Consider the following 22782-nt stretch of genomic DNA (forward strand, 5'->3'; position numbering starts at 1 on the left):
TCGTATGACCGAAGAGCAGGCGCCCGCGACCGACCCCTCCGAGCTGGGGGAGCGGGAGCGGGCCGTGCTCGCCGTCGAGCGCCGCTCCTGGCCCGGCCCCGGCGCCAAGGAGCGGGCCGTCCGCGAGGGCCTCGGCCTCTCGCCGACCCGCTACTACCAGCTCCTCAACGCCCTCCTCGACGACCCGCGCGCCCTCGCCCACGACCCCGTCACGGTCAACCGGCTGCGCCGGGTCCGCGAGGAGAAGCGGCGCCGGCGGTAAACCCGTCCGGGCGGGTGAGTCCGGCCACGCTGACGCCGGGCGGAGGCGTCGGTAGGGTCGACCGTATGGTCAGCAGCCTTCCGCACCCGGCCACACCCGCCGGCCGCGACGGCCTGGACGCGCTCCTGGCGCGCCCTTCCGAGGCCGTCGTCGCCCTCGACTTCGACGGGACGCTCGCCGAGATCGTCCCCGACCCCGAGCGGGCCCGCGCCCACCCCGGCGCCGTCCCCGCGCTCGCCGCCCTCGCCCCCCACCTTGCCGCCGTCGTCATCGTCACCGGCCGCCCCGCCGGGGTCGCCGTCCGCCACGGCGGGCTCGCCGGAGTCCCCGGCCTCGACCACCTCACCGTCCTCGGCCACTACGGCGCCGAACGCTGGGACGCCGCCACCGGCACCGTCACGGCCGCCGCCCCGCACCCCGGGGTCGCCGCCGTCCGCGCCGAGCTCCCCGGCTTCCTCGACCGGCACGGCGCCTGGCCCGGCGTGTGGATCGAGGAGAAGGGCCGCGCGGTCGCCGTCCACACCCGCCGCGCCCGGGACCCGCAGGGCGCCTTCGAGGCCCTGAAGGACCCGCTGGGCGGGCTGGCCGCCGCGCACGGCCTCGTCCTGGAGCCGGGCAGGCTCGTCCTGGAGCTGCGGCCCCCGGGCATGGACAAGGGCGTCGCGCTGGCGGAGTTCGTACGGGAGAAGGGCGCCGGGTCCGTGCTCTACGCCGGGGACGACCTGGGCGACCTGCCGGCCTTCGCCGCGGTGGAGAAGCTGCGCGGCGACGGCCTGCCCGGGCTGCTGGTCTGCTCCGGTTCGACGGAGGTCCCGGAGCTGGCCGAGCGCGCGGACCTCGCGGTGGACGGGCCGGCGGGCGTGGTCGCGTTCCTCGGGGAACTGGCGAGGGCGGTACGGGAGGGCTGAGAGCGCCCTCCCGTACCGCCCTCAGGGGCCGTACGGGTCGATCAGTGCGCGGCCGGGTTGGCCACGGTGATCGTCAGGTCGTCGCCGGCGTCCCCGGTGACGGTGACCTTCACGCCGTGTCCGGCGACCTTGACGCTGGCCTGCGGCGCCGAGGTGTCGTAGTAGGCGTTCGGGTCCGTGTCGTCGAAGACCGGGATGCCGGGCGCCGACGGGGCGCAGGCGGCGAGGGTCTCGACGGTCTGCTGCTTGCCCTTGCCGGCCAGGACCTCGGTGTGGAGGCACGTGGCGTCCGTGGCCTCCAGGCCGAAGGTGGCGTCGAAGGGCTGGCGGCGGTTGCTGGGCGCGGCGCCGTTGGGGTACGTGAACGGCGTCGGGCGGGCGTCGACGGCCATGGCCGAGCCGCCGCCGGGGTGGTTGCTGACGTTGTTGTCGTCGTAGGACCGGTCGACGTACCAGACGAGCATGCCGTTCTGGTAGCGGAAGTACTCGACCCAGTCGGGGGCGGTCAGCGGCTTGCTGAACTGGTACGGGCCCTCGGCGAGGAGCGCGTCGGCGCCGACGTACTCGCGGTTCTCCACCAGGTAGTACTGCGGGTAGGTGGCGGACTCGGTGCCGGTGGAGACCTTCCAGCGGCCCTGAGCGGTCCAGCCGTTGAGACCCTGCTCGACGTCGTCCGTGACCAGGGTCGTACCGCCGCTGGACAGCGAGATGTCGTCCAGGAAGGCGCCGGCGAGGTGCACGCCGCCGTCCGTCTGGTAGCGGAAGCGGAAGAGGGACGGCCGGCCGGCGGCGTCGTACGAGAACCGCAGGGTCGTCCACTTGCCGGCCGAGGAGCCGTCGACGGCCGCGCCGGCCCGGAGCCAGTTCGCCCCGCCGTCGAGGGAGTACTCGGCGAAGAGGTAGTCGAAGTCCGCCTCGATCTCGTACCAGGCGTTCGCCTTCACGGTGACCCGCGGGGCGGCCGGGACGGAGCGGGTGAGGGCCTGGTTGAGGCCGTCCGCCGAGCCGGTCCACCAGGCGTTCGCGCCGGAGGTCGGGGTGGCGTAGGTGGTGCTGGCGGCCTTGTCCGGGAGCGCGACGCGGACGGCCTGCGCCTTGCCGGCCTCCTGGAGGGCGGCCGGGCTGAGGGTGTAGCTGCCGGTGGCGCCGAGCGGCGCGTCGACGTAGTCGAGCCAGCCGAGGAAGAGCTTCTCCTCGGCGCCCATCAGACCCGGGTGGGTGCCGATGCCGGCGTCGGCGGCGGCGCCGTGGCCGAGCCAGGAGCCGGAGCTCATCAGGGTCCAGAAGGCGGTGGAGTTCTCGCCGCCGTCGGTGTCGTAGTAGTCCGGCAGGCCGAGGTCGTGGCCGAACTCGTGGCAGAAGACGCCGAGTCCGCCGTTCTCGCCCTCGGTGGTGTAGTCGCCGAGCCAGTACTTGGACTGGCCGATGCGGGCGCCGCCGGCCTTGTTCTGCGTGCCGGCGACCTCGGGCCCGGTGAGCCCGTAGTCGTCCCCGTTCACGTACCAACGGTGGGACCAGATGGCGTCCTCGCCCTGGGCGCCGCCGCCGGCGTCCTCGCCCATGCCGGCGTGGACGGCCTGGAAGTGGTCGATGTAGCCGTCGGCCTCGTCGAAGTTGCCGTCGTGGTCCCAGTCGTTGCGGTCCCAGACGTCGAACTGGGCGAGGTACGCGTCGATCTCGGCGGGCGTCTTGCCGGCCGCGATCTGGGCGTCCCACCAGGCGTTGCCGGTGTCCTGGATGAAGGCCCACGAACCGCCGTTGTCCTCGACGGCGTTGTCGCCGTAGGTGGAGGCGTTGCCGGGGACCTTGACCCAGTCCTCGACGACGTTGGAGACGGAGTAGGCGCCGTTCGACAGCTTCTCGTAGTACGTCTTCATCGACTCGCCGGAGCCGTTGAAGAGGTTCTCGTAGTACGCCTTGTCGAAGTCGGGGGCCCAGGCGTTGGAGTTGTCCGTGGTCCGGTCCGGCTGGGGTATCTGGTTGTGCAGCGGGCCGGGGACGGTCCCGAGCTTGCCGGAGCCCTGGTCGCCGAACTCGGAGAGGATCGTGAGGATCTTCTCCTGCCGCACGGCGGTGGTGGTCTCGGTCTCGGCGAACTTCCCGGGCGCGACCTCGACGACGCCCCGGGCGTTCGCCTTGGCCTTGCCCTTGGCGACCAGGTCGATCGCCTTCTCGCGCAGCTCGGTGCGCTGCTTGGTGAGCGGCCCGGGCCGGTTGTCCGACCGGTGCGCGCTGCTGCCGGACGGAGCGGAGTCCCCGGCCTCCTGCGCGGCGGCGGGGGTGAGCCCCGCGGCGAGGAGTGCGGTGAGCGCCGACCCGAGGGTCATGCCCACGACAATCTTCTTCACGTGTATTGCGATCCCTTCGCTCACATGCGGGGGGTGTGCCGCATGGTTCGCGGTGGTTCCGTTGAGGTGTACGGATCGCCTGGGGGAACGATCGCGCAGAGTCTGACACGAGAACCCCTCCCAGGAGGAGGGGTCGTCTCCGATTAACGGAACCGAATCACCGGGGCAACGGATCCCCCGTCACCGCGGAACCGGTCGGCGCCCCCGGTCGGTCGTCCCGGGTCAGGACCCGGACTCCTCGCCCCCGTGCTTCTCGCAGTCGCAGCCGCCCGGCGCCCTGCCCGTCGGGCCCGGGGCGGCCTCGGCCCCCGCTCCGCCACCGGTGCCCGGCTGGCCGTCCAGGAGGCCGGTCTGGGCCAGGAAGTAGGCCAGTTGCGCCCGGCTGTTGCTGCCGAGCAGGTCGGACGTCTTCTTCAGGTGCGTCGCCACCGTCCGCGTACTGATGCCGAGGCGGCTGGCGATCGCCGCGTCCGTGTACCCGTCGACCATGAGCCGCAGCACCCGCAGCCTGGTCTTCTCGGTGAGCAGCGGGGGCCTCTGCTGGTCCGGGTTGAAGGCGACCGGCTCGGCCCGCTCCCAGGCGTGCTCGAAGACGGAGACGAAGAACTGCACGACGCCCACGTCCCGTACGACGATCGCGTGGTTGCTGCGCTCGCCGCCCTTGTCCGGGATGAACGCCGTCGACCGGTCGCACACGATCAGCCGCTCGAAGACCTCGTCGAGGGTGCGCACCTCGACCCCGGCCGCGGTGACGGTCCGGATGTACTCCAGCGTCGGGGCGTGGGTCCGTACCGTGTGCTGGTAGAGCGTGCGCTGGACGACCCCCTGCTCCTGGGCGAGCATGACCCGCTTGAGGGACTCGTCGAGGATCCCCTGCGGCCTGCTCCCTCCCGGGTGCGCGGTCAGCAGCTCGCTTCCGGCGCCGCGCGTGGCCTCGTCGAGGGCCGCGCTGATCACCGACGCGCCGACGAGCCGCTGGATCTGGGGCTCTCCGGCGTGACCGGCCTCCTGGTAGATGGACTCGACCTCGGAGATCACGCGGCGGAGCTCGACCAGCCTCCGCTGCTTGGCCAGGATCGCCTGCTCCACCGGATACGTCTGCGCGGTGGTCGCGACCGAGGGCGGTACGGGCACCAGCGCGCTCGGCTCCCCCATGGAGGGGGCCAGGAGCCCGAGGGTCGTCAGGCACTCCGGCGCCTCGTCCCTGTCGACAGCTCCGCTGGTCAGGGCGGTTCTGTAGAGTCTTCGGCCCTCGTCGCAGATCTCTGGGTGTTCTTCGGCGTCCTCGGAAGCCTGTATACGGCACATGTCTCCCCCTTCACATTTCAGCAGTGCATGATCTTGAGGCCTGGTGCGGCTTCCCGCAACCCGACCCCTGGTGCAGGATTTCATCAGGGCCGCCGGAGAGGCCGGTGGCCCTAATCGGCAGGGGGAAATAAGAAATGAAGTTGAAGAGGATTCTCGTCAAGGTCGTGGCCGCCCTTTCGCTGGCTTCCGCGGCGATCGTCGGCGCCGCCGTCGCGCCCGCCCCGGCCGGCCACTCCGTCGTCGCCGCCGGCACCGCCGCTCCGGGGGACCCGGGCTGGGGCTGATCCTGCCCCGGGCCCAACCGCCCCACGGGCGAAGCCCGACAGCCGGCTCCCGCCCGGGGCCCGAGACGCCCCTCTCGCGGGGTACCGGGTCGCCCCTCTCGCGGCACCCGGGACACCTCCCGCGCACTTCATTCACCGCCCGTGACGTCCCTCACGTCCTCCGGGCACGTCGGCCGCACCGCGCCGCCGACCGCCGACCGGCCGCACTCCCGTGCCGGCGCGCTCTCCACCGACCTGACAGACAAAGTCATCGCCCGGATTCTTCGGCATGCCCAAGTGATAAAGGAGCAAAGAGAATGACCACCGCTATTGCCGCCCCGAAATGCCTCGTCTGCGACACCGATTTCGAGGTCCAGCCCGATTGGGAGAAGGGTGAGATCACCGAATGCACGGCCTGCGGCCAGGAGCACGAGGTGGTAGAGAAGACCGAGGCCGGCGCGCGCCTCGACCTCGCCCCCGAGGTCGAGGAGGACTGGGGCGAGTGACGACCGACACCCAGGTCCTGCTCTCGGTCACCATGCTGCGGCCCGACGAGAAGCTTCTCCTCGGAGCCCTGCGGGACGAGGGCCTGACGGCCCAGCCCCTGCTGATGGAGGACCTGGCCGGGGTGGTGGCGGGCCGTTCGGGCCCGCCCGCTCTCGCCCTGATCAGGAACCTCTCCCACCGTGACGCGATCAGCGTCTCCCGCCGGCTCGAACACGCGGCGATCCCCACCTTCAACCGCGCCTCCACCATCGAGACGTGCAACGACAAGGGACTGCAGTCCCTCGTCTTCGCCCGGCACGGCATCCCCCACCCCGTCACCCGGCACGCCTTCAGCTACGACCAGGTCCGCGAACTCGCGGCCGAGTTCGGGCTGCCGGTCGTCGTGAAGCCGGTCAGCGGCTCGTGGGGGCGCGGAGTCGCCAAGCTGACCAGCCCCGAGTGCGTCGAGGCCTGGGCCGGCGGCCGGGAGTCCGTCGACGCCGGCGGGAAGCTGTTCCCCGTCGTCGTCCAGGAGTACGTCGACAAGCCCGGCCACGACCTGCGCGTGGTCGTCGTGGGCCGCACGCCGGTGGTCGCGATCCAGCGGGTCTCCGACGACTGGCGCACCAACACCCACCTCGGAGCCGAGGTCCAGCGCGTCGAGCTCACCACCGAGATCGAGAAGCTCTGCGGCCAGGTCGTCGACGCCTTCGGCGAGGGTTTCTACGGAGTGGACCTGGTCGAGAACCGGGCCACCGGCGAGCTCCTCGTCCTCGAAGTGAACGCCAACCCCGAATTCGCCCGCTCCTCCGCCGTGCACGGAGTGAACGTGGCCGGCCACCTCGCCGCGTACGTCGCGCAGCAGCTCGCCGCCCCGGTCGTCGCCGCCGCATAGGCCGCGAGCCGTTCGCCGCACACCTCCGCGCAGGCCGCACGCCGTGGGCCGCACGCCCGCGCGCGACGCCGTCGGCCGCCCGTAGACCGCTCAAGACGGAGAAGACCTCCCATGGAACTGTTCGACACCGCAACGGTGCTCACCCGCGTCCTCACCTCGGGCGTGGTCATGAGCATCGAGAAGAGCGACCGGGAACTCCCCGGTCTGGAACGGCTGCTCACCAAGCAGACCGGCCGCGCCCATGCCGTCCTGCTCAACAGCCGCACCGGGGCGCTGCACGCTGCCCTCGCCGGCCAGGGCATCGGCCACGGGGACACCATCTCCCTGGCCGGGACGGACGCGGAGACGACGGCGTTCCTCGCCTGGCTCGGCGTCACCGTCGCCGGAGACGGCCCCGCCGCCTACGACTACCTGGCCCTGGACCCGGCCAACGCGGACCGGCTCGGCGAACTCGCCTCCGGTGCCACCGCGCCCGCCCTGGTCGTGGACCTGACCGGCCTCGGTTTCGGTCCCGCCGCGGCCGTCCTCACCGACGACCGGAACGTCTGGAACCGCGCCGAACGGCTCAAGATCTTCGGCGCCTACGACCTGCGCACGATGTGGACGCAGGAGGAGGCCGACGCGGACCTGGTCCCCGGCGTCCAGTTCAACTACCGCCTCAGCCCCCTGGTGGCCGCCTGCGTACGCATGGCCCTGACCCAGGCGGCGCGACCCGTCGCCTCCGGAGCACGATCGTGATCACTGACTTCCCGGCTTCGCCGCTTCCCCTGCCCTCCGCCGCGGACATCGAGGACGAGCTCGCCGCGCTCGGCGGCGGCGAGATGATCCCCAAGGCCCTGCGCCGCACCCTCTTCCCGGTCATCACCAAGGAAGACGTCTTCAACCTGATGCTGGCGCAGCGCCAGACGCCCGACAAGGTCGTCGCCGACTTCGCCGAGGCCTACCGCCAGTACGTCGGCGCCGAGTACGCGCTGCCGACCGCCAGCGGCACCTCCAGCCTCCACATGGCGCTCGTCGGCGCCGGCGTGCGGCCCGGCGACGAGGTGATCGTGCCCGCCTTCACCTTCATCGCCACCGCGCAGGCGGTCGTCGCGGCCCACGCCGTCCCGGTCTTCGTGGACATCGACCCGCTCACGTACTGCATGGACCCCGAGGCCGCGGCCGCCGCGATCACCCCGCGGACCCGCGCCCTGATGCCGGTCCACGTCCACGGCCTGCCGGCCGACGTGCCCGCGCTGCGCGCCCTCGCGGACAAGCACGGCCTCGCCCTCGTCGAAGACGCCTCGCACGCCCACTCGGCGAAGATCGGCGACCGGGTCGCCGGCTCCTTCGGCGACGCGGCCGGGCAGAGCCTGATGGCCGACAAGAACTTCCCGCTGGGCGGCGAGGGCGGCATCGCCTTCTTCTCCACCGCGGAGGCGTACGAGCGCGCCGTCACCTACCTGGACCGCCACGGCATCGACTACGGCATGTCCTGGGTGGCCGCGGCCTTCGGCTCCAGCCAGCTCAAGCGGCTGCCGTACTACGACGAGATCCGCGCCCGCAACGCGCGCCTCCTCGCCGAATCCCTCTCCCGCACCGGCCTGTTCACGCCGCCGCACGTGCCGGACGGCCACGTGCACGCGTACAACATGTACCGGATCACGCTGCACCCCGAGGCCGTCGGCCTCGACGACCTGCCCGTGTGGGCGGTCAAGGAGGCCGTCCACGAACTCCTCGTCGCCGAGGGCGTGCCCGCCCGCGAGTGGCAGAACACCCCCATCCCCTGCCACCTGCCCTTCACGCACCGCGCCGGCTTCGGCAACGGCTACCCGTTCTCGCTCAACCCGCAGGCCGCCCGCGACCACCGCCCGGAGGACTTCCCGGTCACCCTCGGCATGCTCGACAGCACCCTCGTCCTCTGCCGCGAGCTGCGCTCACCGGTCGAGTGGGAGCGCGCGCAGCGGTACGCCGACGCCTTCCACAAGGTGGCCAAGCGCCCCGACGCCATCCGCAAGCTCGTCGAGACGAACGAGTACCGGCGTCCGTACGAGAAGGCGGCCCGCCTTGGCTGACGACATCGAGTCCGGCCGGGTTCGCGTCGCCGTCATCGGCGGCAGCGGCTACACCGGCGGCGAAGTCATCCGGCTCCTCCTCGAACACCCGCAGGTCGAGCTGGCCTTCCTTTCCGCGGAGCGCAACGCGGGCGCCGCCGTCGGCAGCGTCCACCCCTGGATCCGCAACCACCCCAAGGCCGCCGGCCTCAAGTTCCGGCCGCTGGCGGAACTCGCCGACATCGAGCCGGTCGACATCGCCTTCGGCTGCCTGCCCACCGGAGCGCTGCCCGAGCTGCTGCCGCTGATCGCCGCGCACGCCAAGCGGGTCCTCAACCTCGGTGGCGACTTCCGGCTGCGGGACGAGAAGCAGATCGGTACGCACTACCCGAAGACGGCGGCCCACCCGCCGCTGGAGGAGTTCGCCTACTTCGTTCCGGAGCTGAGCACCTCCGTACCGGAGAGCCGGTTCATCAGCCTTCCCGGCTGCATGGCCGTCACCAGCATCTACGCCCTGTACCCGCTCTTCGCCGGGTCCCTCGTGAACGAGCAGGTCATCGTCGACGCCAAGACCGGCTCCACCGGCGGCGGCCGTGGCAGCGACGAGCCGCCCGCCGAACGCACCGGGAACTTCCGGGTCCACAAGCTGCACGGCCACCGGCACGCCCCCGAGATCCGCCAGGCCCTCGCGGACTTCACCGGCGCCGGCATCGACCTGCGGTTCTCCACCCACAGTCTGGACGTGGCGCGCGGCATCATGGTCACCGCGTACACCAGGCTGCGCCCCGGCGTCTCGGCCCTCGACGTCAAGCGGGCCTACGCCAAGGCGTACGTCGGCAAGCCCTTCGTCCGGGTCCGGCCGGCGCCCAAGGCGCCGCAGGACTTCCCGATGCTGAAGGCCGTCGTCGGCTCGAACGTCGCCGAGGTCGCCATCGCCGTCCGTGACGACCAGGTCGTCGCCGTCGCGGCCCTCGACAACCTCATCAAGGGCGCGGCCGGCCAGGCCATCCAGGCCATGAACCTGATCTGCGGCCTCGACGAGACGGCCGGGCTCCCCACCACGGCGGTGTCGCCGTGACCCGCCCGCTCTACGTGATCAAGGCCGGCAGCGCCACCCTCGACCGGGGCACGATCCACCGGGAGGTCGCGGGCCTCGTCGCCCGTGGCGCCCGGGTGCTCCTGGTGGCCGGCGGCGCCACCGGCATCGAGCGCCACTACGCCGCCATCGGCCGCCCGATGCCGCACCTCACCCTCGTCGGCGGCGACTCCGTGCGCTACTGCCCGCCGGAGGAGATGGTCCACCTCGTCGACGCCTACGAGCGGGTCACCCTCCCGGCCGTCGAGCGCGAGCTGAAGGCCCTCGGCCTCGCGGCGTTCACGGCGGTCGCCGCCCGCGGCGGCCTGGTCACCGGCCGGGCCAACCGCCCGCTCAAGGCGGTCTCGGCCGAGGGACGCACCCTCGTCGTCCGCGATCACCGCGCCGGCGTCCCCGCCGACGTCGACGCCGTGCGGCTCGCCGCACTGCTCGACACGTACGACGTGGTGTGCCTGTCTCCCCCGGTCGCCGACCGGGACGGCGGCGCCCCGCTCAACGTGGACGCCGACGTCCTCGCCGCCGCCCTCGCCAACGCCCTCGGCGCCGACCACCTGCGCCTGGTCACCGGCACGGCCGGTCTCCTCACCGACCCGGCCGACCCCACCTCGACCCTCGTCAACGTCCACCCCGGGGAGGGCGCCCGGTACGCCGGCGGCCGCATGCGCCAGAAGGTGCGGGCGGCCGAGATCGCCCTGGAGGGCAGCGCCGACGTCGCCATCACCGGGCCGCACACCATGGCGGACCCGGCCGGCTGGACCCGCTTCTGGCGGGCCAAGGAGCCCGCGGCCGACCTGTCCCTGCTGACCAAGACGGTCTCCGTGCCGTCCGTCTCCGGCGACGAGAACGAGCTCGCCTCCTTCCTCGCCGAGTGGTGCCGCGAGCGCGGCATGACCGCCGAGGTCGACAAGGCCGGCAACCTGGTCGCCAGCCGCGGCACCGGCCCGCGCCGGCTGCTCCTCCTCGGCCACCTCGACACGGTCCCCCACCACTGGCCGGTCGAATGGCGCGACGACGAGCTGTGGGGCCGGGGCAGCGTGGACGCCAAGGGCAGCCTCGCCAACTTCCTGGAGGTCCTCGCCCACGCGGACATCCCCGAGGACGGCCACCTGTGCGTGGTCGGCGCGGTCGAGGAGGAGATCTCCTCCTCCAAGGGCGCCTATCACGTCCGCGACCACTACCCGGCGGACGCGGTCGTCATCGGCGAGCCCAGCGGCTCGCAGAAGCTGACGCTCGGCTACTTCGGTCTCTTCAAGCTCCGGGTGACGGCGGCCGTCTCCAGCGGCCACTCGGCCGGCATGGACGCGGTCTCCGCCCCCGACCTGCTGATCCGCGCCCTCGGAGAGATCCGCGAGGCCGTCCTCGCGAAGGCGCCCGAGGCGCTCAGCGCGGTCATCGACATCACCTGCGAGACCGGCCGCGAGGAGCACCGCGCCACCGGCACCCTCAACTTCCGGGTGCCGCCCTCGGCCGACCTCGCCGAGCTGCGCACCGCCGCGCTCGGCCCCCGCGAAGGGGTGGTCGTCGAGGTGCTGCGGGCCACCCCCGGCTATGCAGGCGGGCGTTCCAGCTCCCTGGTGAAGGTCTTCACGCGGGCCTTCGCCGAGGCCGGGGTCCGTCCCCGGTTCGTGGTGAAGAAGGGCACCTCGGACATGAACACGCTGGCCACCACGTGGAAGGACGTGCCGATGGTGGCGTACGGACCCGGCGACTCCGCGCTCGACCACACCGACGAGGAGCGGATCGGCGGCATGGAGTACCGCACGGCCCGCTCCCTCCTGGCGGACGCGGTCAACCGCTGGTTCGCCCTGCCCGAGGGGAGCCGCTGATGTCCGTCCTGCTCGACACCCCTGCGGCGACGGAGCCCACCGGCGCCGAGACGGCCACCGGCGCCGAGACGGTCGCCGCCCTCGCCGCCCGTGCGGCCGAGGCCCGGCGCCTCGTCGTCGACATGGCGGCCAGTCCGCGCGGCTGCCACCTCGGCGGCAGCCTCTCGGTCCTCGACATCCTGATCGCGGCCCTGCACCGGGCCTCGGCCGGGGACGGCACCGAGGTGGTCCTCAGCAAGGGGCACGCGGCCGCCGGACTCTACGCGGCCCTGTACGTCAGCGGGATCCTGCCGGAGAACCCGGCGCCGCTGTACGGACGGGCCGACCAGCCCTACACCGGGCACCCGGGCCCCAAGGTCCCCGGCGTCCGCTTCCCGACCGGCAGCCTCGGTCACGGCGTCCCGTACGCCGCCGGCTGGGCGCTCGCCCGCCGCCTCGGCGGCCACGGTGGACTCGGCATCGCCGTCGCCGGCGACGGCGAACTCCAGGAGGGCCTGGTCTGGGAGACCGTCCAGGTCGCGGCGGCCCAGGGCCTCGGCAACTTCGTCCTCGTGGTCGACCGCAACGGCGGCCAGAACGACGGCTACGTCGAGGACATCTCCCCGCTGCCCCGGCTCGGCGAGCGGTTCGAGGCCTTCGGTTTCGAGACCGTCCACACCGACGGGCACGACCTGGGGGCGCTGACCGCGATCCTCGCCGGCGACCGCACGGCCGAGCGCCGGCCGCTGGCCGTCATCGCCGACACCGTCAAGGGCAAGGGCGTCCCCGCCGTGCAGGGGAAGGCCGGCTGCCACTACGTGACCATCGACGCCACCCGCGCCGCCAAGTGGAAGCGAGCCATCCGATGACCGCCGCCCCCCAGGACGCTCCCGCGCCGCCGACCCCCGCGCCGCTCTCCGGCCGGGACGCCTACCGCGCCGAGCTCACCCGGCTCGCCGCCGAGGACCCCGCGGTCGTCTGCCTGGAGGCGGACCTCGGCGGCAAGGGCCACCCCTTCCAGACCGCCCACCCCGACCGCTTCTTCAACCTCGGCATCGCCGAGGGCGCCATGGTCGACATGGCGACGGGACTCGCGGCGGCCGGCTACAAGCCCTTCGTCAGCACCTTCGCGCCGTTCGCGGCGCTCAGGGCGGCGGAGAGCCTGAAGCTGACGCTCGGCTACCTCGCCGCGGGCGTCACCGTCGTCGCGCCGTACGCGGGGGTGTCCGGGGCCTGGTTCGGCACCACCCACCACTGCCTGGAGGACCTCGCGGTCCTGCGGAGCATCCCGGGCGTCACCATCGCCGCGCCCTACGGGGAGGCCGAGATGCGGGCCGTGGTCAGGGCCGCCGTCCGCTCCGGGAAGCCGCACTACATCCGGACCGGACGCAATGCCGCGTACGCCTCCCTCCCCTGGGACGGCGAGCGGGACGGCGCCGAACTTCCGCCCGTCCTGTGGGAGTCCCGCTCCGCCGACGACGACGTCTGCCTCGTCTCGGTCGGCGAGGAGGGCACCCGGCTCGCGCTCGCCGCGCGGCAGGCCCTGCCCGGCGTCTCGCACGCCCACCTGGTCTACGTGGACCACGAGCACCTCGCCCGCTCCGCCGCCGAACTCGGCGCACACCACCGGAGGTTCGTCGTGGTCGAGGAGCACCGCGCACAGGGCGGGGCCGCCGAGGCACTGGCCCTGCTGCTGCCCTCCCACGAGGTCACCGGTGTGGCGGCGGACCGGAGCTGGCCCGCCCGGGGCGGTGACCACGAGGAGGTCATGGCCTCGCTCGGCATCGACCTGCCCGCCGTGTTCGGCGCCGTCCACCGGGCGCGCACCCGGGACCGGGCCCTCGCCGCCGCCGTCTGACGCACCGCCGACCCGGCCGACATCCTTCTCAGAACTCGGGAGTCCCCATGCACATCCTCATGATCGAATGCAATCCGAACGGCATCGCCGGCATCGCCGGCGCCCTGGAGCTCGGCCACGAGGTCACCCTCGTCTCGGTCGACCCGGACTTCTACCTCGCCGTCTCCCCGCTCGCCGAGGCCGCCTACGCCCACCCCGGCTGCCGGGTGGTCAAGAGCGAGCAGGCCTTCTCCATCGACGAGCTGATCGCCCTCGCCACCGAGCTGCACGCCGAGCACCCGATCGACGGCGTCACCACCTACAGCGAGTACCACACCGTCCACACCGCCGCCGTCGCCCAGGCGCTCGGCCTGCCGGGCATGAGCATCGACGGCGCCCGCAACGCCCGCCACAAGCACCTCACCCGCCTCACCCTCGACGGCAAGGGCGTCCGCCAGCCCCGCTTCGCCCACGTCTCCGACGTGACGAAGGTCGAGGCGGCGGTCCGCGAGGTCGGCTTCCCCTGCGTCGTGAAGCCCTCGGACGGCACGGCCAGCCTCCACGTCCTGCACCTGAGGGACGAGGACGACCTCGCCGCCTACCTGGCCGAGCTGGCCGACGTCGTCGACTACGGCCGCGGCGTCGTACGCATCCCGGACATCCTCATCGAGGAGTTCGTGCCCGGTGAGCTGATCTCCGTCGAGTCCTGCGTGCTCGGCAAGGGGGAGATCGTCAACCTCGGCGTGACGGACCGCCCGCTGAGCGGCTTCCCGTACTTCATCGAGATGGGCGCCACCTACTTCGACGGCCACCCGCTCCAGGAGGAGCTGTTCGCCACGACCACCAAGGTCCTGGAGGAGCTCGGCATCGACTTCGGCTTCATCCACACCGAGTACCTGCTCAGCCCGGACGGCCCGGTCCTGTGCGAGGTCAACGGCCGCCTCGTCGGCGGGATCGTGCCGACCCTGATGGAGATCTCCTCGGGCGTCGACGCCTATCTCCAGGTCATCCGCCAGGCCCTGGGCGAGCGCCCCGAACTGCCCTTCCCCGGAAGCACCACGGCCGGCGGCCACTGGTTCGGCGCCCCCGTCGCCGGCACCGTCGAGTCCATCGGCTTCGACGCGCTGTCCGGGGCTCCCGGCTTCCACAGCGCCCAGGCGTACAAGAAGCCGGGCACGGACGTGGCGCGGCTCTCCACGAGCAACTTCGACTGGATCGGCCACATCATCTTCACCGGCGCCGACCGCGACGAGGTCAACAAGCGCTGCGAGGAGGGCCTGGACCTGATCGACCTGAGGATGCGCGTCGAGGTGGCCCGATGAACCTCCCGGTCCACCTCACGGTGGAGCCCGGCCGCGTCGTCGAGCACGGGGTGGCCGTCCCGTCCCTCGACCCCGCCGCCGTGTACGACGTGACCTCCGAGGACGGCGTCTTCACCGCCTTCGAGGCCACCGGCGCGACCCGCACCGGCGCCGAGACCGAACTGTGGCCCGGCTACACCGAGACCCACGCCCACGTCTCGCTCCCCCCGAACTGGGACGACACGGTCGACGACCCCCGGATCACGGCCCTGCAGTACCTGTACCACGGGGTCACCCACATCGTGGACATGTTCGGCTTCCCCCTCCTCGCCGAGGGCTGGGAGGCCGGCCGGGCCGCCTCTCCCTGGCCGTACCCCGAGCTCGTGCACCCCGGCTACGCGGTGACGGCGGTGACCGACGCGGCCGGACTCACCGGCCACGGCGTCGAGTTCCCGGCCCCGGTCCACCTGATCTCCGTCGAGGCCGACCTGGACCACGCGCTGCGCTCCAACGCCGAGCGCGGCGGCACCTTCCTCAAGGTGATGTTCACGGACGGCACCGAGCAGCCCGGCAGCCCGGTCCGCTTCTCCCGGCTCTCCGAGCGGGTCATGCGGTTCACCGCGAGGATGGCCGCCGAGCGCGGGGTGACGGCGGTCATCGACTGCAACACCCTGGAGGAGACCCGCTTCGCCTACGCGTGCGGCTTCCGGCTCTTCGCCCACTCGGTCCGCGACCGGACCCTCACCGACGCCGAGTGGGAAGGCCTCAGCGGGGCGCGGTTCGTCTCCACCCTCGCCGGACTCCGCTCGATGATCATGACGCGGGAGGACTTCCTCACCGAGTACGGCCGCGAGGGCTTCCGCGAGACCCAGGACCCGTACAACCTGGCGTTCGTCGAGACGGTCGAGAAGCCCTTCGGCATCGAGTACGGCTGCCAGGAGACCCGGAGCGCCGCCCTCCGCGACATGCGGAACAACGCGCTCGCCGCGCTCCGCCGGGGCGACCTGCTCATCGGCACCGACGCCGGCAACCTGGGCGCGTACCACGGCTATTCGTTCCTCGGCGAGCTCGACGCCCTGCGCGGCGACGACACCGGCCCGGCGCTCGCCGAGGCCCTGCGCCACCAGGCGACCGTCGGCGGCCGCCGCTACTTCGACGAGCTGAGCGGCGACCGCTCCGGCCGCCACCCGCTCACCGTCGGCGCGCACGCCACCTACAACCTGCACACACCCGGCCGGCCCCTGTCGGCCCTGCCGCTGGCCACCGTCGTCCAGGGCGTCCCCGTCGACCGCCCGGCCCTCGCGCGCGCCATCGCGGAGCTCCGCTCGAACGACTCGAAGGGGAAGGCCACCCTGTGACCACCGACCGCCGGCGGGCGCTCATCGGCGTCAACGCCGGAATCCTGCTCGCCAACACCGGCAGCTTCATCTGGTTCCCCGTCCTCGTCGCCACGCTCGGCGGCACCGGCAGCGGCCTCTGGGCCGGCGTCGTGATGTGCATGACGTACGTCGGGCGGCTGCTCGCGACCTTCTTCTACGAGGGGATCGCGGCCCGCGCCGGGGTCCGCGGGGCCGTCTTCCTCGGCACCGCGACCGAGGCCGTCGCCCTGGGGCTGATGGGCTTCGTCGACCAGCTCGCCCTCTACGGCGCGCTGGGATTCCTCATCGGCTTCGGCTCCGGGACCTCCTTCCCGGGCCTGAAGAACGTGCTCATGGCGTTCCCCGACGCCGAGCGCCCCAAGGCCTTCTCGACCTTCCAGATGTGCGGCCAGGTCGGCCTGTTCGGCGGAGCCCTGCTCGGCGGTCTCGTCATCGGGTTCGACCTGCGGACCCTCTTCGCCCTGGTCTTCGCCTTCTTCATGGCGTACTGCCTGGTGGCCTCCTTCCTCATCCCGAAGGCCGGCTTCGGGGAACCCTCGGCTCCGGCGGACGGCCGGCGCCCCGCGCTGTTCAGCACCGCGGTCTTCCAGGGCATCGAGGTACGCGGCGCCACCCGCTACTTCCTCCTGTCGGCGGTCTTCTGGTTCCTCTCCATCGGCTTCGTCGTCGGCATCCCCCTCCACATGCAGCGGTACGCGGCCGACTGGGCCCCCTCCGCGCCCTTCTGGATCACCGGTCTGACCGTGCTCGCGCTGCAGTACCCGGTCTTCACCTTCCTGATCAAGCGGCTGCGCCCGGGTGCCGTCATGGCCGTGGGCCTGGGCGGGATGACCGTCGCGTTCCTCTCCTTCGGCGCCGGCCGGAGCGTCCCGTGGATCGTCGTCGGCTGTTTCGTCGTCGTCCTGGGCGAGATCCTCTTCGTGCCCTCCTTCGACATCTGGGTGGCCCGCAAGGTCCCCGAGGAGCGGCTCGCCAAGGCGATGGGCGCCATGCACTTCTTCCGCAGCGCCGGCAACATGATCGGCTCCCTGTCGGCCGGCGTCCTCTTCGACCTGGCACGGAATACCGGCCTGCCCGGCGCGAATTGGTACGTGACGGCGGCCGTGGCGGCGGTCTGCGCCGTGGCCTGCCTCGCGGGCCGCGACGAGGAGACGACTCCGGACCCCGCGACGCCCGGCACTCCGGAACGCGAGAAGGCCGCCGCCTGACCGCCCGTCCCTCCCGGGGCGACGAGCGACAGAAGACCTGGGGTCCGAGGACCCGAGGACCCAAGGAACCAAGGCACCAAGGAGAAGGAACAGATGGCCGACATCTGTGTCGTGGGCGGGACCCGTTACTTCGGGAAGATCCTCGTCCGTGAGCTGCTCGACCGGGGGCACCGCGTCACCCTGGTCAACCGGGGCCGCACCCCGGACCCCTTCGGCGACTCGGTCCGCCGGCTGCGCGCCGACGTCAACCGGCCGGGCGAGCTCACCGAGGCGGTGGCCGGCGAGCGCTTCGACGCCGTCATCCACCAGATGTGCTACACGCCGAACGCGGCGGTCGAAGCGGCCCGCGCCTTCGGCGACCGGGCCGGGAAGCTCGTCCTGACCAGCACCATCGAGGTCTACAACAGGGACACCTTCCGCTGGAGGATCCCGGCCCCGCCGATCAGCGTCTTCGCCCACGAGGACGAGCTCGACCCCGCCGCGTACGACTACGACACCGACCTGCCCTGGCTCGACATGTCGTACCTGGAGGAGAACTACGGCGAGGGCAAGCGGCAGGCCGAGGCCGCGCTCCTCCGGACGGCCCTGGTGCCGGTCCTGGTGGCCCGCGTCTCCCATGTCCTCGCCGCCGAGGGCGACTTCACCGGCAGGTTCCGCTTCCACCACGACCGGATCGTCTCGGGCGAACCGATCACCGTCCACGCGAAGCCCGGCAGGACCTCGCTGGTGCGGGCCGAGGACGCGGCCCGCTTCCTGGCCTGGGCCGCCGTCTCCGACGCGACCGGCACCGTCAACGTCGCCTCCCCCGACACCGCCGGCCCGCACGACATGATCACGGCTGTGGAACGGGCCACCGGGCTCCGTGCCACCGTCACGGAGAAGGACGACCCGACGGGCGACCCGGCCCTGTCCCCGTACTCCTTCCCCGTCGACTTCGGGGTGACGACCGACCGGCTCGTCGCCCTCGGCCACCGGTTCCCGCCGATCGCCGAGTGGCTCCCCGAACTCGCCCGGACCACCGCCGGGGACACCCCGGAAACCCAGCAGGCCCAGCAGGCCCAGGAAGGCAGGGAACAGTGATGTTCGACCTCATCGTCGTCATCGACGCCAGGAGCCCCGAGGACATCGCCCCGGTGGCCGACGCCCTCACCCGGATGCGCCCGGTCTGCCTCGCCGAGGAGGGCTGCGTCGGCTGGGAGGCGTACCAGTCCCACGAGGCGCCCGGCCGGTTCGTCCTCGTCGAGCGCTGGGCCAGCCGCGAGCACTGGGAGCGGCACGGCGACGAGTCCGCCATCCAGGACATCTACCTCCCGGAGATCCTGCCGCGCGTCGAGCGCGAGGTGCACCCGTCCACCCCCCTGGGCCACGCCCCCACCACCCCGACCGCCATCGAAGGAGCGACCGCATGACCACCACCCCGCGCCCGCGCCGCATCGCCGTCGTCGGCGGCCGCCCCGCCCCCGTGCACGGCGCCCGCGAGCTCGGCATCGACGTCACCCTGGTCCACACCGAGGGCCAGTTCGACCGTGCCGAGGCCGAGGAGCACGTCTCCGCGATCCTCACCGGCGACATCACCGACACCGGCGAACTCCTCGCGCTCCTCCAGCCGTTGCACGAGGAGGACCCCTTCGAGTTCATCCTCACCACCACCGAGCTCGCGGCCGTCCCCGTCGGCGAGGTCAACGCCAAGCTCGGCCTGCCCGGCACCGACCCCGAGGTCTCCCGGATCATCCAGGACAAGGCACTGACCCGCGCCGCCCTCGACCGCCACGGGCTGAGCCCGGTCCGCCACCGGATCGTCGAGACCGAGGCCGAAGCGGTCGCGTTCCTGGCGGAGGTCGGCGGCCCCATCGTCCTCAAGCCGGGCAAGGGAGCCGGCAGCCTGCACATCCACCGGGTGGAGACGCCCGAGGAGGCCGCGGCGGCGGTGCGGGCCGTGGCGGACTTCGGCTACGGGGGCGTCCTCGCCGAGGAGTTCCTCCAGGGCCCGGTCGTCAGCGTCGAGGCCTTCTCGCACCAGGGCCGGCACGTGGTCCTCGGCATCTGCGAGTACCGGGTGAACGAGCACTTCGTCGAGTGGGAGTGCAGCGTCTCCAGCGACCAGGCCGCGCCCTTCCGGGACGAGATCCACGCGGTGACCGCCGGCGTCCTGGACGCGGTCGGCCTCACCGACGGCCCCTCGCACAGCGAGTTCGTCCTCACTCCGAACGGCCCGCGCCTCCTGGAGACGCACAACAGGCTCTCGGGCGCCGGCATCCCCGAGATGGTCAACCGCTCCACCGGCTGGGACCCGGCCCGTCTCTTCCTCACCGTCCCGCTGGGCATCGACCGGCTCCCGGAGGAGGCCCCGGAGCCGGAGCGCGGCGCCGCGATCCGCTTCCTCGACGCGGAAGCGGGAGTGATCACCGCGATCAGCGGCGTGGACGAACTGCCGGTCCCGGTCCGCTGGGTCCCGAAGGGCACCACGCCGCCGCACATGATCCCGTACCTGAAGGACTTCACCGGCGTCGACGAGGGCGTGGTCCTCGCCAAGCACGTCGGCGACCGCACGGCCTCCATGGACTCCCTCCTCGCCAGCGACAAGGGCTACGTCTTCGCGACGGCCCCCACCCGCGCGGCCGCCGTCCGCCGCTGCGAGGACCTGGCGGCGGCCATCCGCTTCCACGTGACGCCCGAGTCCTGAGACGCGAACCCCCTCCCCCCCCCGACCCCGTCGGCATCACCCTCGACAAGGTGCTCTGCCCGGCGGGGTCCGCGTCGTGCCGGGCCGGTCTTCCCGGTCGGCCCCGCACCACGTCAGCGGAGCAGCAGGTCCACCACGCCCGTCAGGTCCTCCGACGGGTCGCCCTCCGCGAGGCGGCGGCGCATGAGGGCGAAGTAGGGGGTGAGGAGTTCCGGGCTGACGCCCTGGTCGGCGGCGGTGGCGAGGAAGGTGGGGGTGCCGGCCGTCTGCATGCCGAGGTTGCTGACCACGCCGGTGGTGTAGTCGCCGGTCGTCAGCTGGTCGGCGGTCTGGGCGATGTGGGGGCCGGCCATGGCCGTGAGCCACTCGGTGAGGAGCGGGGCCAGGGCGGTCGGGTCGATGTCCTCCTTGCGGATCAGGGCGAACGCGTGGGCCGCGCCGGCGAACAGGCCGTACATGGCGCTCAGCAGGGCCACGTCGTGGAGGGCCGCGTGGCCCGGGTCGGTGCCGACGTAGCGGGTGGCGGCGGGGACGGCGAGGGTCTGTGCGTGGGTCTCGAAGAGGTCCCGGGCGCCGCTGTAGAAGACGTAGCCGCCCGCCTCCGGCACGCCGATCATCGGCGGGACGGCCATGATGCCGCCGTCCAGGTAGCGCGCGCCGCGGGCCTCGGCCCAGGCGGCCCGGGTCCGGGCCTGGGCCGGGGTCGTCGTGGTCAGGTTGACGACGTCCTTGCCGGTGAGGTCGCTGGTCTCCAGCGCGGCTTCGACCGAGGCGTCGTCGAGGAGGCAGACGATCACCAGTCCGTTCGCGGCGACCGCCTCGGCGGCGGTCGCGGCGACCGCCGCGCCGTCCGCCGCCAGCGGCTCGGCCCGGGCGGCGGTGCGGTTCCAGACGGTGAGCGGGTGGCCGGCGGCGAGCCAGGCGCGGGCGAGGGCGGTGCCCATCGCGCCGAGGCCGAGGAGGGTGACGGGGGTCTGGGGCAGGGGGTTCGCTGTCATGCCTCCAAGGCTGTGGCAGGGCTCTGACCTGCTCAAGTACCCACTTCGGAGTGGGTGGTTACCCTGGGGTGAGCGAGCAGGTCAGGAGGGTGCACATGGCGACGGTCAACCGGCCCGAGGAGGACGGCGAGCACGTCTGCGGCATCGACACCGCCATGGAGGTGATCGGCGGCAAGTGGAAGGTGCTCATCCTGTGGGCCCTCCACGACGGGCCCGACCGGCGCTTCGGGGAGCTGCGGCGGATGGTGCCGGGCATCACCGAGAAGGTCCTCGCCTCGCACCTGCGGGAGATGGAGGCGGACGGGATCGTCCGCCGCGTCTCGTACGAGGAGGTCCCGCCGCGCGTCGAGTACGGGCTCACCAAGGACGGCGTCCGCCTCAACGACGCCCTGGAACCGCTCGCCGCCTGGGGCCGCGAGCGGCGGGAGGGGACCGGGCCGGGCTAGGACGGGTTGCGGAGGGCCTCCAGCTGGTCGAGGAACCAGCGCTGGGGCGGCAGGGCGGTGGCCGCCTCCGCCAGGCGGGCCGTGCGCGCGGCGCGTTCGTCGGCGGGCATGGCGAGCGCCTGGTGGAGGGCCTCGGCGGTCGCGGAGACGTCGTAGGGGTTGACCGTGAGGGCGTCCTGGCGCAGCTCCTGGTGGGCGCCGGCGCCCGTCGACAGGACCAGGGCGCAGCCGGCGTCGGAGACCACCGGTATCTCCTTCGCGACCAGGTTCATGCCGTCGCGGACCGGGTTCACCAGGGCCACGTCGGCCAGGCGGTAGGCGGCGAGGGAGCGGGTGAAGTCGTCCTCGACGGAGATCAGGACGGGCTGCCAGTCGGGGGTGCCGAACTCGGCGTTGATCTCCTCGGCCAGGGCGACGACCGAGGCCGTGTACGCGCGGTACGACTCCAGGTCCTGCCGGGAGGGATAGGCGGAGGCCAGGTGGACGACCTTGTCGCGCCACTCGGGGTGCGTCGTGAGCAGTTCGCGGTAGGCGAGGAGGCCGCGGAGGATGTTCTTCGAGAGCTCGGTCCGGTCGACGCGGACGATGGTCTTCCGGCCCCCGACCTCCTCGCGGAGGCGGGCCAGCCGTTCGTCGACCTGGGGGCGGTGGGCCAGGGCCCGCAGGTCGTCGCCGTCGACGCCGAGCGCGTACACCTGGACGCGGGTGCGGCCCTTCCCGAGGCCGTACCGCCGCCACTCCACCCCGTACCAGGGGTCGCCGCTCGGCCAGACGCCCTGCGCCATGCCGGTGGAGTCGTCGCGCTGGGAGCAGCAGCCGATGAAGTACGACGCCCATCCCCAGGTGTGGAAACCGAGCTCGTCGGCGCCGAGCATGCCCCACAGCAGCTCCTCGACGATGTCGTCCGGCACCATCCGCAGGTACTCCGACGACACCCACGGGGTGTGCGTGAAGTGGCCGATCCGGAGGTCGGGGCGGAGCTCGCGGAGCATCCCGGGGACCAGCGCCAGGTGGTAGTCCTGCACCAGGACCGCCGCGCCCTCGCCGGCCTCGGCGGCCAGCGCCTCGGCGAAGGCGCGGTTGTAGGCGCGGTACGACTCCCAGCGGCGCCGGAACTCCGCGTCGAAGACGGGCTCGCGCGGGATGTCGTACAGGTGGTGGTGGAGGAACCAGAGCACCGAGTTCGCGATGCCGTTGTACGCGTCGGCGTACACCTCCGGGTCGATGTCCAGCATCCGCACCCCCGGCTCGGCGACCCCGCGCCGGACGGCCTCGCGGTCGCCGTCGCCGAGGGCCGCGCACACCCAGAGGCTGTCCTGCGAGTCCACGGCGCTCAGGCCGGAGACGAGGCCGCCCCCGCCCCTGCGGGAGGAGAGCGTGCCGTCGTCACCGATCGTGTAGGAGACGGGCCCCCGGTTGGATGCCACGAGTACGGAAACCATGTGCCGAACCTAGCCCGTCCCGTAAACGCTCAAACGTACGTATACGAGACGCGTCGATCCGGCCACGCTGCGTCGCGCCGCAGG

22 protein-coding genes are annotated in these 22782 nt (G+C 72.7%); 18 read left to right on the plus strand and 4 right to left on the minus strand.

What is annotated here, in order from left to right:
- The first annotated feature begins 4 nt into the window (after positions 1-4).
- Positions 5-262: a DUF3263 domain-containing protein gene (locus ABFY03_RS20880; RefSeq protein WP_319014086.1), complete on the plus strand. Its 258-nt coding sequence runs from the start codon at positions 5-7 to the stop codon at positions 260-262.
- 65 nt (positions 263-327) lie between these two features.
- Positions 328-1170 (plus strand): trehalose-phosphatase, encoded by an 843-nt coding sequence (otsB, locus tag ABFY03_RS20885; RefSeq protein ID WP_319014085.1) that lies wholly within the window; start codon positions 328-330, stop codon positions 1168-1170.
- A gap of 41 nt (positions 1171-1211) precedes the next feature.
- On the opposite strand, the gene ABFY03_RS20890 is transcribed toward otsB, so the two are convergent.
- Together ABFY03_RS20890 and ABFY03_RS20895 are read right to left on the minus strand one after the other, a co-directional pair.
- Positions 1212-3518 carry an immune inhibitor A domain-containing protein gene (locus ABFY03_RS20890; protein ID WP_346170576.1) on the minus strand — a complete coding sequence of 769 codons (2307 nt, stop codon included), beginning with the start codon at positions 3516-3518 and terminating at the stop codon, positions 1212-1214.
- A gap of 222 nt (positions 3519-3740) precedes the next feature.
- Entirely contained in the window at positions 3741-4826 is a 1086-nt protein-coding gene (locus tag ABFY03_RS20895) for a helix-turn-helix transcriptional regulator (protein ID WP_346170577.1), read from the minus strand.
- A 134-nt stretch (positions 4827-4960) separates the two neighbouring features.
- Here ABFY03_RS20895 and ABFY03_RS20900 point away from each other — a divergent pair, with 134 nt between their 5' ends.
- The 15 genes from ABFY03_RS20900 to ABFY03_RS20970 all read left to right on the plus strand — a co-directional run bounded on the left by ABFY03_RS20900 (position 4961) and on the right by ABFY03_RS20970 (position 19812).
- Entirely contained in the window at positions 4961-5110 is a 150-nt protein-coding gene (locus ABFY03_RS20900) for a hypothetical protein (protein WP_346170578.1), read from the plus strand.
- Between the two features lie 296 nt (positions 5111-5406).
- Positions 5407-5595: a lysine biosynthesis protein LysW gene (locus ABFY03_RS20905; RefSeq protein ID WP_346170579.1), complete on the plus strand. Its 189-nt coding sequence runs from the start codon at positions 5407-5409 to the stop codon at positions 5593-5595.
- On the plus strand, positions 5592-6470 hold the full coding sequence (locus tag ABFY03_RS20910) for a RimK family alpha-L-glutamate ligase (protein WP_346170580.1): 879 nt from the start codon (positions 5592-5594) through the stop codon (positions 6468-6470). The genes ABFY03_RS20905 and ABFY03_RS20910 overlap by 4 nt, the downstream gene beginning before the upstream one ends.
- A gap of 111 nt (positions 6471-6581) precedes the next feature.
- Entirely contained in the window at positions 6582-7208 is a 627-nt protein-coding gene (locus tag ABFY03_RS20915) for a DegT/DnrJ/EryC1/StrS family aminotransferase (RefSeq protein WP_346170581.1), read from the plus strand.
- Positions 7205-8524 (plus strand): aminotransferase class I/II-fold pyridoxal phosphate-dependent enzyme, encoded by a 1320-nt coding sequence (locus ABFY03_RS20920; RefSeq protein WP_346170582.1) that lies wholly within the window; start codon positions 7205-7207, stop codon positions 8522-8524. Before ABFY03_RS20915 ends, ABFY03_RS20920 begins: the two co-directional genes overlap by 4 nt.
- Positions 8517-9581: an N-acetyl-gamma-glutamyl-phosphate reductase gene (gene argC / locus ABFY03_RS20925; protein WP_346170583.1), complete on the plus strand. Its 1065-nt coding sequence runs from the start codon at positions 8517-8519 to the stop codon at positions 9579-9581. Before ABFY03_RS20920 ends, argC begins: the two co-directional genes overlap by 8 nt.
- Positions 9578-11425: a M20/M25/M40 family metallo-hydrolase gene (locus ABFY03_RS20930; protein WP_346170584.1), complete on the plus strand. Its 1848-nt coding sequence runs from the start codon at positions 9578-9580 to the stop codon at positions 11423-11425. Before argC ends, ABFY03_RS20930 begins: the two co-directional genes overlap by 4 nt.
- Positions 11425-12273, plus strand: coding sequence for a thiamine pyrophosphate-dependent enzyme (locus ABFY03_RS20935; protein WP_346170585.1), 849 nt, complete (start codon positions 11425-11427; stop codon positions 12271-12273). Before ABFY03_RS20930 ends, ABFY03_RS20935 begins: the two co-directional genes overlap by 1 nt.
- Positions 12270-13262 carry a transketolase family protein gene (locus ABFY03_RS20940; protein WP_346170586.1) on the plus strand — a complete coding sequence of 331 codons (993 nt, stop codon included), beginning with the start codon at positions 12270-12272 and terminating at the stop codon, positions 13260-13262. The genes ABFY03_RS20935 and ABFY03_RS20940 overlap by 4 nt, the downstream gene beginning before the upstream one ends.
- 47 nt (positions 13263-13309) lie before the next feature.
- Positions 13310-14563, plus strand: a complete 1254-nt coding sequence (locus ABFY03_RS20945) for an ATP-grasp domain-containing protein (RefSeq protein ID WP_346170587.1) — start codon at positions 13310-13312, stop codon at positions 14561-14563.
- Positions 14560-15900 carry an amidohydrolase family protein gene (locus ABFY03_RS20950; protein ID WP_346170588.1) on the plus strand — a complete coding sequence of 447 codons (1341 nt, stop codon included), beginning with the start codon at positions 14560-14562 and terminating at the stop codon, positions 15898-15900. The genes ABFY03_RS20945 and ABFY03_RS20950 overlap by 4 nt, the downstream gene beginning before the upstream one ends.
- Positions 15897-17129, plus strand: coding sequence for an MFS transporter (locus tag ABFY03_RS20955; protein WP_346170589.1), 1233 nt, complete (start codon positions 15897-15899; stop codon positions 17127-17129). The genes ABFY03_RS20950 and ABFY03_RS20955 overlap by 4 nt, the downstream gene beginning before the upstream one ends.
- Positions 17130-17222: 93 nt before the next feature.
- Positions 17223-18209, plus strand: coding sequence for an NAD-dependent epimerase/dehydratase family protein (locus ABFY03_RS20960; protein WP_346170590.1), 987 nt, complete (start codon positions 17223-17225; stop codon positions 18207-18209).
- Positions 18209-18538, plus strand: coding sequence for a putative quinol monooxygenase (locus tag ABFY03_RS20965; protein ID WP_346170591.1), 330 nt, complete (start codon positions 18209-18211; stop codon positions 18536-18538). The genes ABFY03_RS20960 and ABFY03_RS20965 overlap by 1 nt, the downstream gene beginning before the upstream one ends.
- Complete coding sequence (locus tag ABFY03_RS20970) at positions 18535-19812, plus strand: ATP-grasp domain-containing protein (protein ID WP_346170592.1); 1278 nt, start codon at positions 18535-18537, stop codon at positions 19810-19812. Before ABFY03_RS20965 ends, ABFY03_RS20970 begins: the two co-directional genes overlap by 4 nt.
- Before the next feature lie 113 nt (positions 19813-19925).
- On the opposite strand, the gene ABFY03_RS20975 is transcribed toward ABFY03_RS20970, so the two are convergent.
- Entirely contained in the window at positions 19926-20810 is an 885-nt protein-coding gene (locus ABFY03_RS20975) for an NAD(P)-dependent oxidoreductase (RefSeq protein ID WP_346170593.1), read from the minus strand.
- Between the two features lie 95 nt (positions 20811-20905).
- Between ABFY03_RS20975 and ABFY03_RS20980 the strand changes: the two genes are divergently transcribed.
- Positions 20906-21256, plus strand: coding sequence for a winged helix-turn-helix transcriptional regulator (locus ABFY03_RS20980; protein WP_346170594.1), 351 nt, complete (start codon positions 20906-20908; stop codon positions 21254-21256).
- Here ABFY03_RS20980 and ABFY03_RS20985 read toward each other — a convergent pair.
- On the minus strand, positions 21253-22698 hold the full coding sequence (locus ABFY03_RS20985; protein WP_319014081.1) for an alpha,alpha-trehalose-phosphate synthase (UDP-forming): 1446 nt from the start codon (positions 22696-22698) through the stop codon (positions 21253-21255). The two genes, ABFY03_RS20980 and ABFY03_RS20985, sit on opposite strands and share 4 nt — an antisense overlap.
- Positions 22699-22782 lie beyond the last annotated feature (84 nt).

This window comes from Streptomyces roseofulvus, assembly GCF_039534915.1.
Taxonomy (GTDB): domain Bacteria; phylum Actinomycetota; class Actinomycetes; order Streptomycetales; family Streptomycetaceae; genus Streptomyces; species Streptomyces roseofulvus.

Excerpts from the sequence above, each read along its gene's own strand:
- ABFY03_RS20900 (WP_346170578.1), top strand. The coding sequence starts at position 4,961 with ATGAAGTTGAAGAGGATTCTCGTCAAGGTCGTGGCCGCCCTTTCGCTG.
- ABFY03_RS20935 (WP_346170585.1), top strand. The coding sequence starts at position 11,425 with ATGTCCGTCCTGCTCGACACCCCTGCGGCGACGGAGCCCACCGGCGCC.
- ABFY03_RS20895 (WP_346170577.1), bottom strand. The coding sequence starts at position 4,826 with ATGTGCCGTATACAGGCTTCCGAGGACGCCGAAGAACACCCAGAGATC.
- ABFY03_RS20950 (WP_346170588.1), top strand. The coding sequence starts at position 14,560 with ATGAACCTCCCGGTCCACCTCACGGTGGAGCCCGGCCGCGTCGTCGAG.
- ABFY03_RS20970 (WP_346170592.1), top strand. The coding sequence starts at position 18,535 with ATGACCACCACCCCGCGCCCGCGCCGCATCGCCGTCGTCGGCGGCCGC.
- ABFY03_RS20980 (WP_346170594.1), top strand. The coding sequence starts at position 20,906 with ATGGCGACGGTCAACCGGCCCGAGGAGGACGGCGAGCACGTCTGCGGC.
- ABFY03_RS20905 (WP_346170579.1), top strand. The coding sequence starts at position 5,407 with ATGACCACCGCTATTGCCGCCCCGAAATGCCTCGTCTGCGACACCGAT.
- ABFY03_RS20960 (WP_346170590.1), top strand. The coding sequence starts at position 17,223 with ATGGCCGACATCTGTGTCGTGGGCGGGACCCGTTACTTCGGGAAGATC.
- ABFY03_RS20945 (WP_346170587.1), top strand. The coding sequence starts at position 13,310 with ATGCACATCCTCATGATCGAATGCAATCCGAACGGCATCGCCGGCATC.
- ABFY03_RS20915 (WP_346170581.1), top strand. The coding sequence starts at position 6,582 with ATGGAACTGTTCGACACCGCAACGGTGCTCACCCGCGTCCTCACCTCG.
- ABFY03_RS20965 (WP_346170591.1), top strand. The coding sequence starts at position 18,209 with ATGTTCGACCTCATCGTCGTCATCGACGCCAGGAGCCCCGAGGACATC.
- ABFY03_RS20975 (WP_346170593.1), bottom strand. The coding sequence starts at position 20,810 with ATGACAGCGAACCCCCTGCCCCAGACCCCCGTCACCCTCCTCGGCCTC.
- ABFY03_RS20880 (WP_319014086.1), top strand. The coding sequence starts at position 5 with ATGACCGAAGAGCAGGCGCCCGCGACCGACCCCTCCGAGCTGGGGGAG.
- otsB (WP_319014085.1), top strand. The coding sequence starts at position 328 with ATGGTCAGCAGCCTTCCGCACCCGGCCACACCCGCCGGCCGCGACGGC.
- ABFY03_RS20985 (WP_319014081.1), bottom strand. The coding sequence starts at position 22,698 with ATGGTTTCCGTACTCGTGGCATCCAACCGGGGGCCCGTCTCCTACACG.
- ABFY03_RS20940 (WP_346170586.1), top strand. The coding sequence starts at position 12,270 with ATGACCGCCGCCCCCCAGGACGCTCCCGCGCCGCCGACCCCCGCGCCG.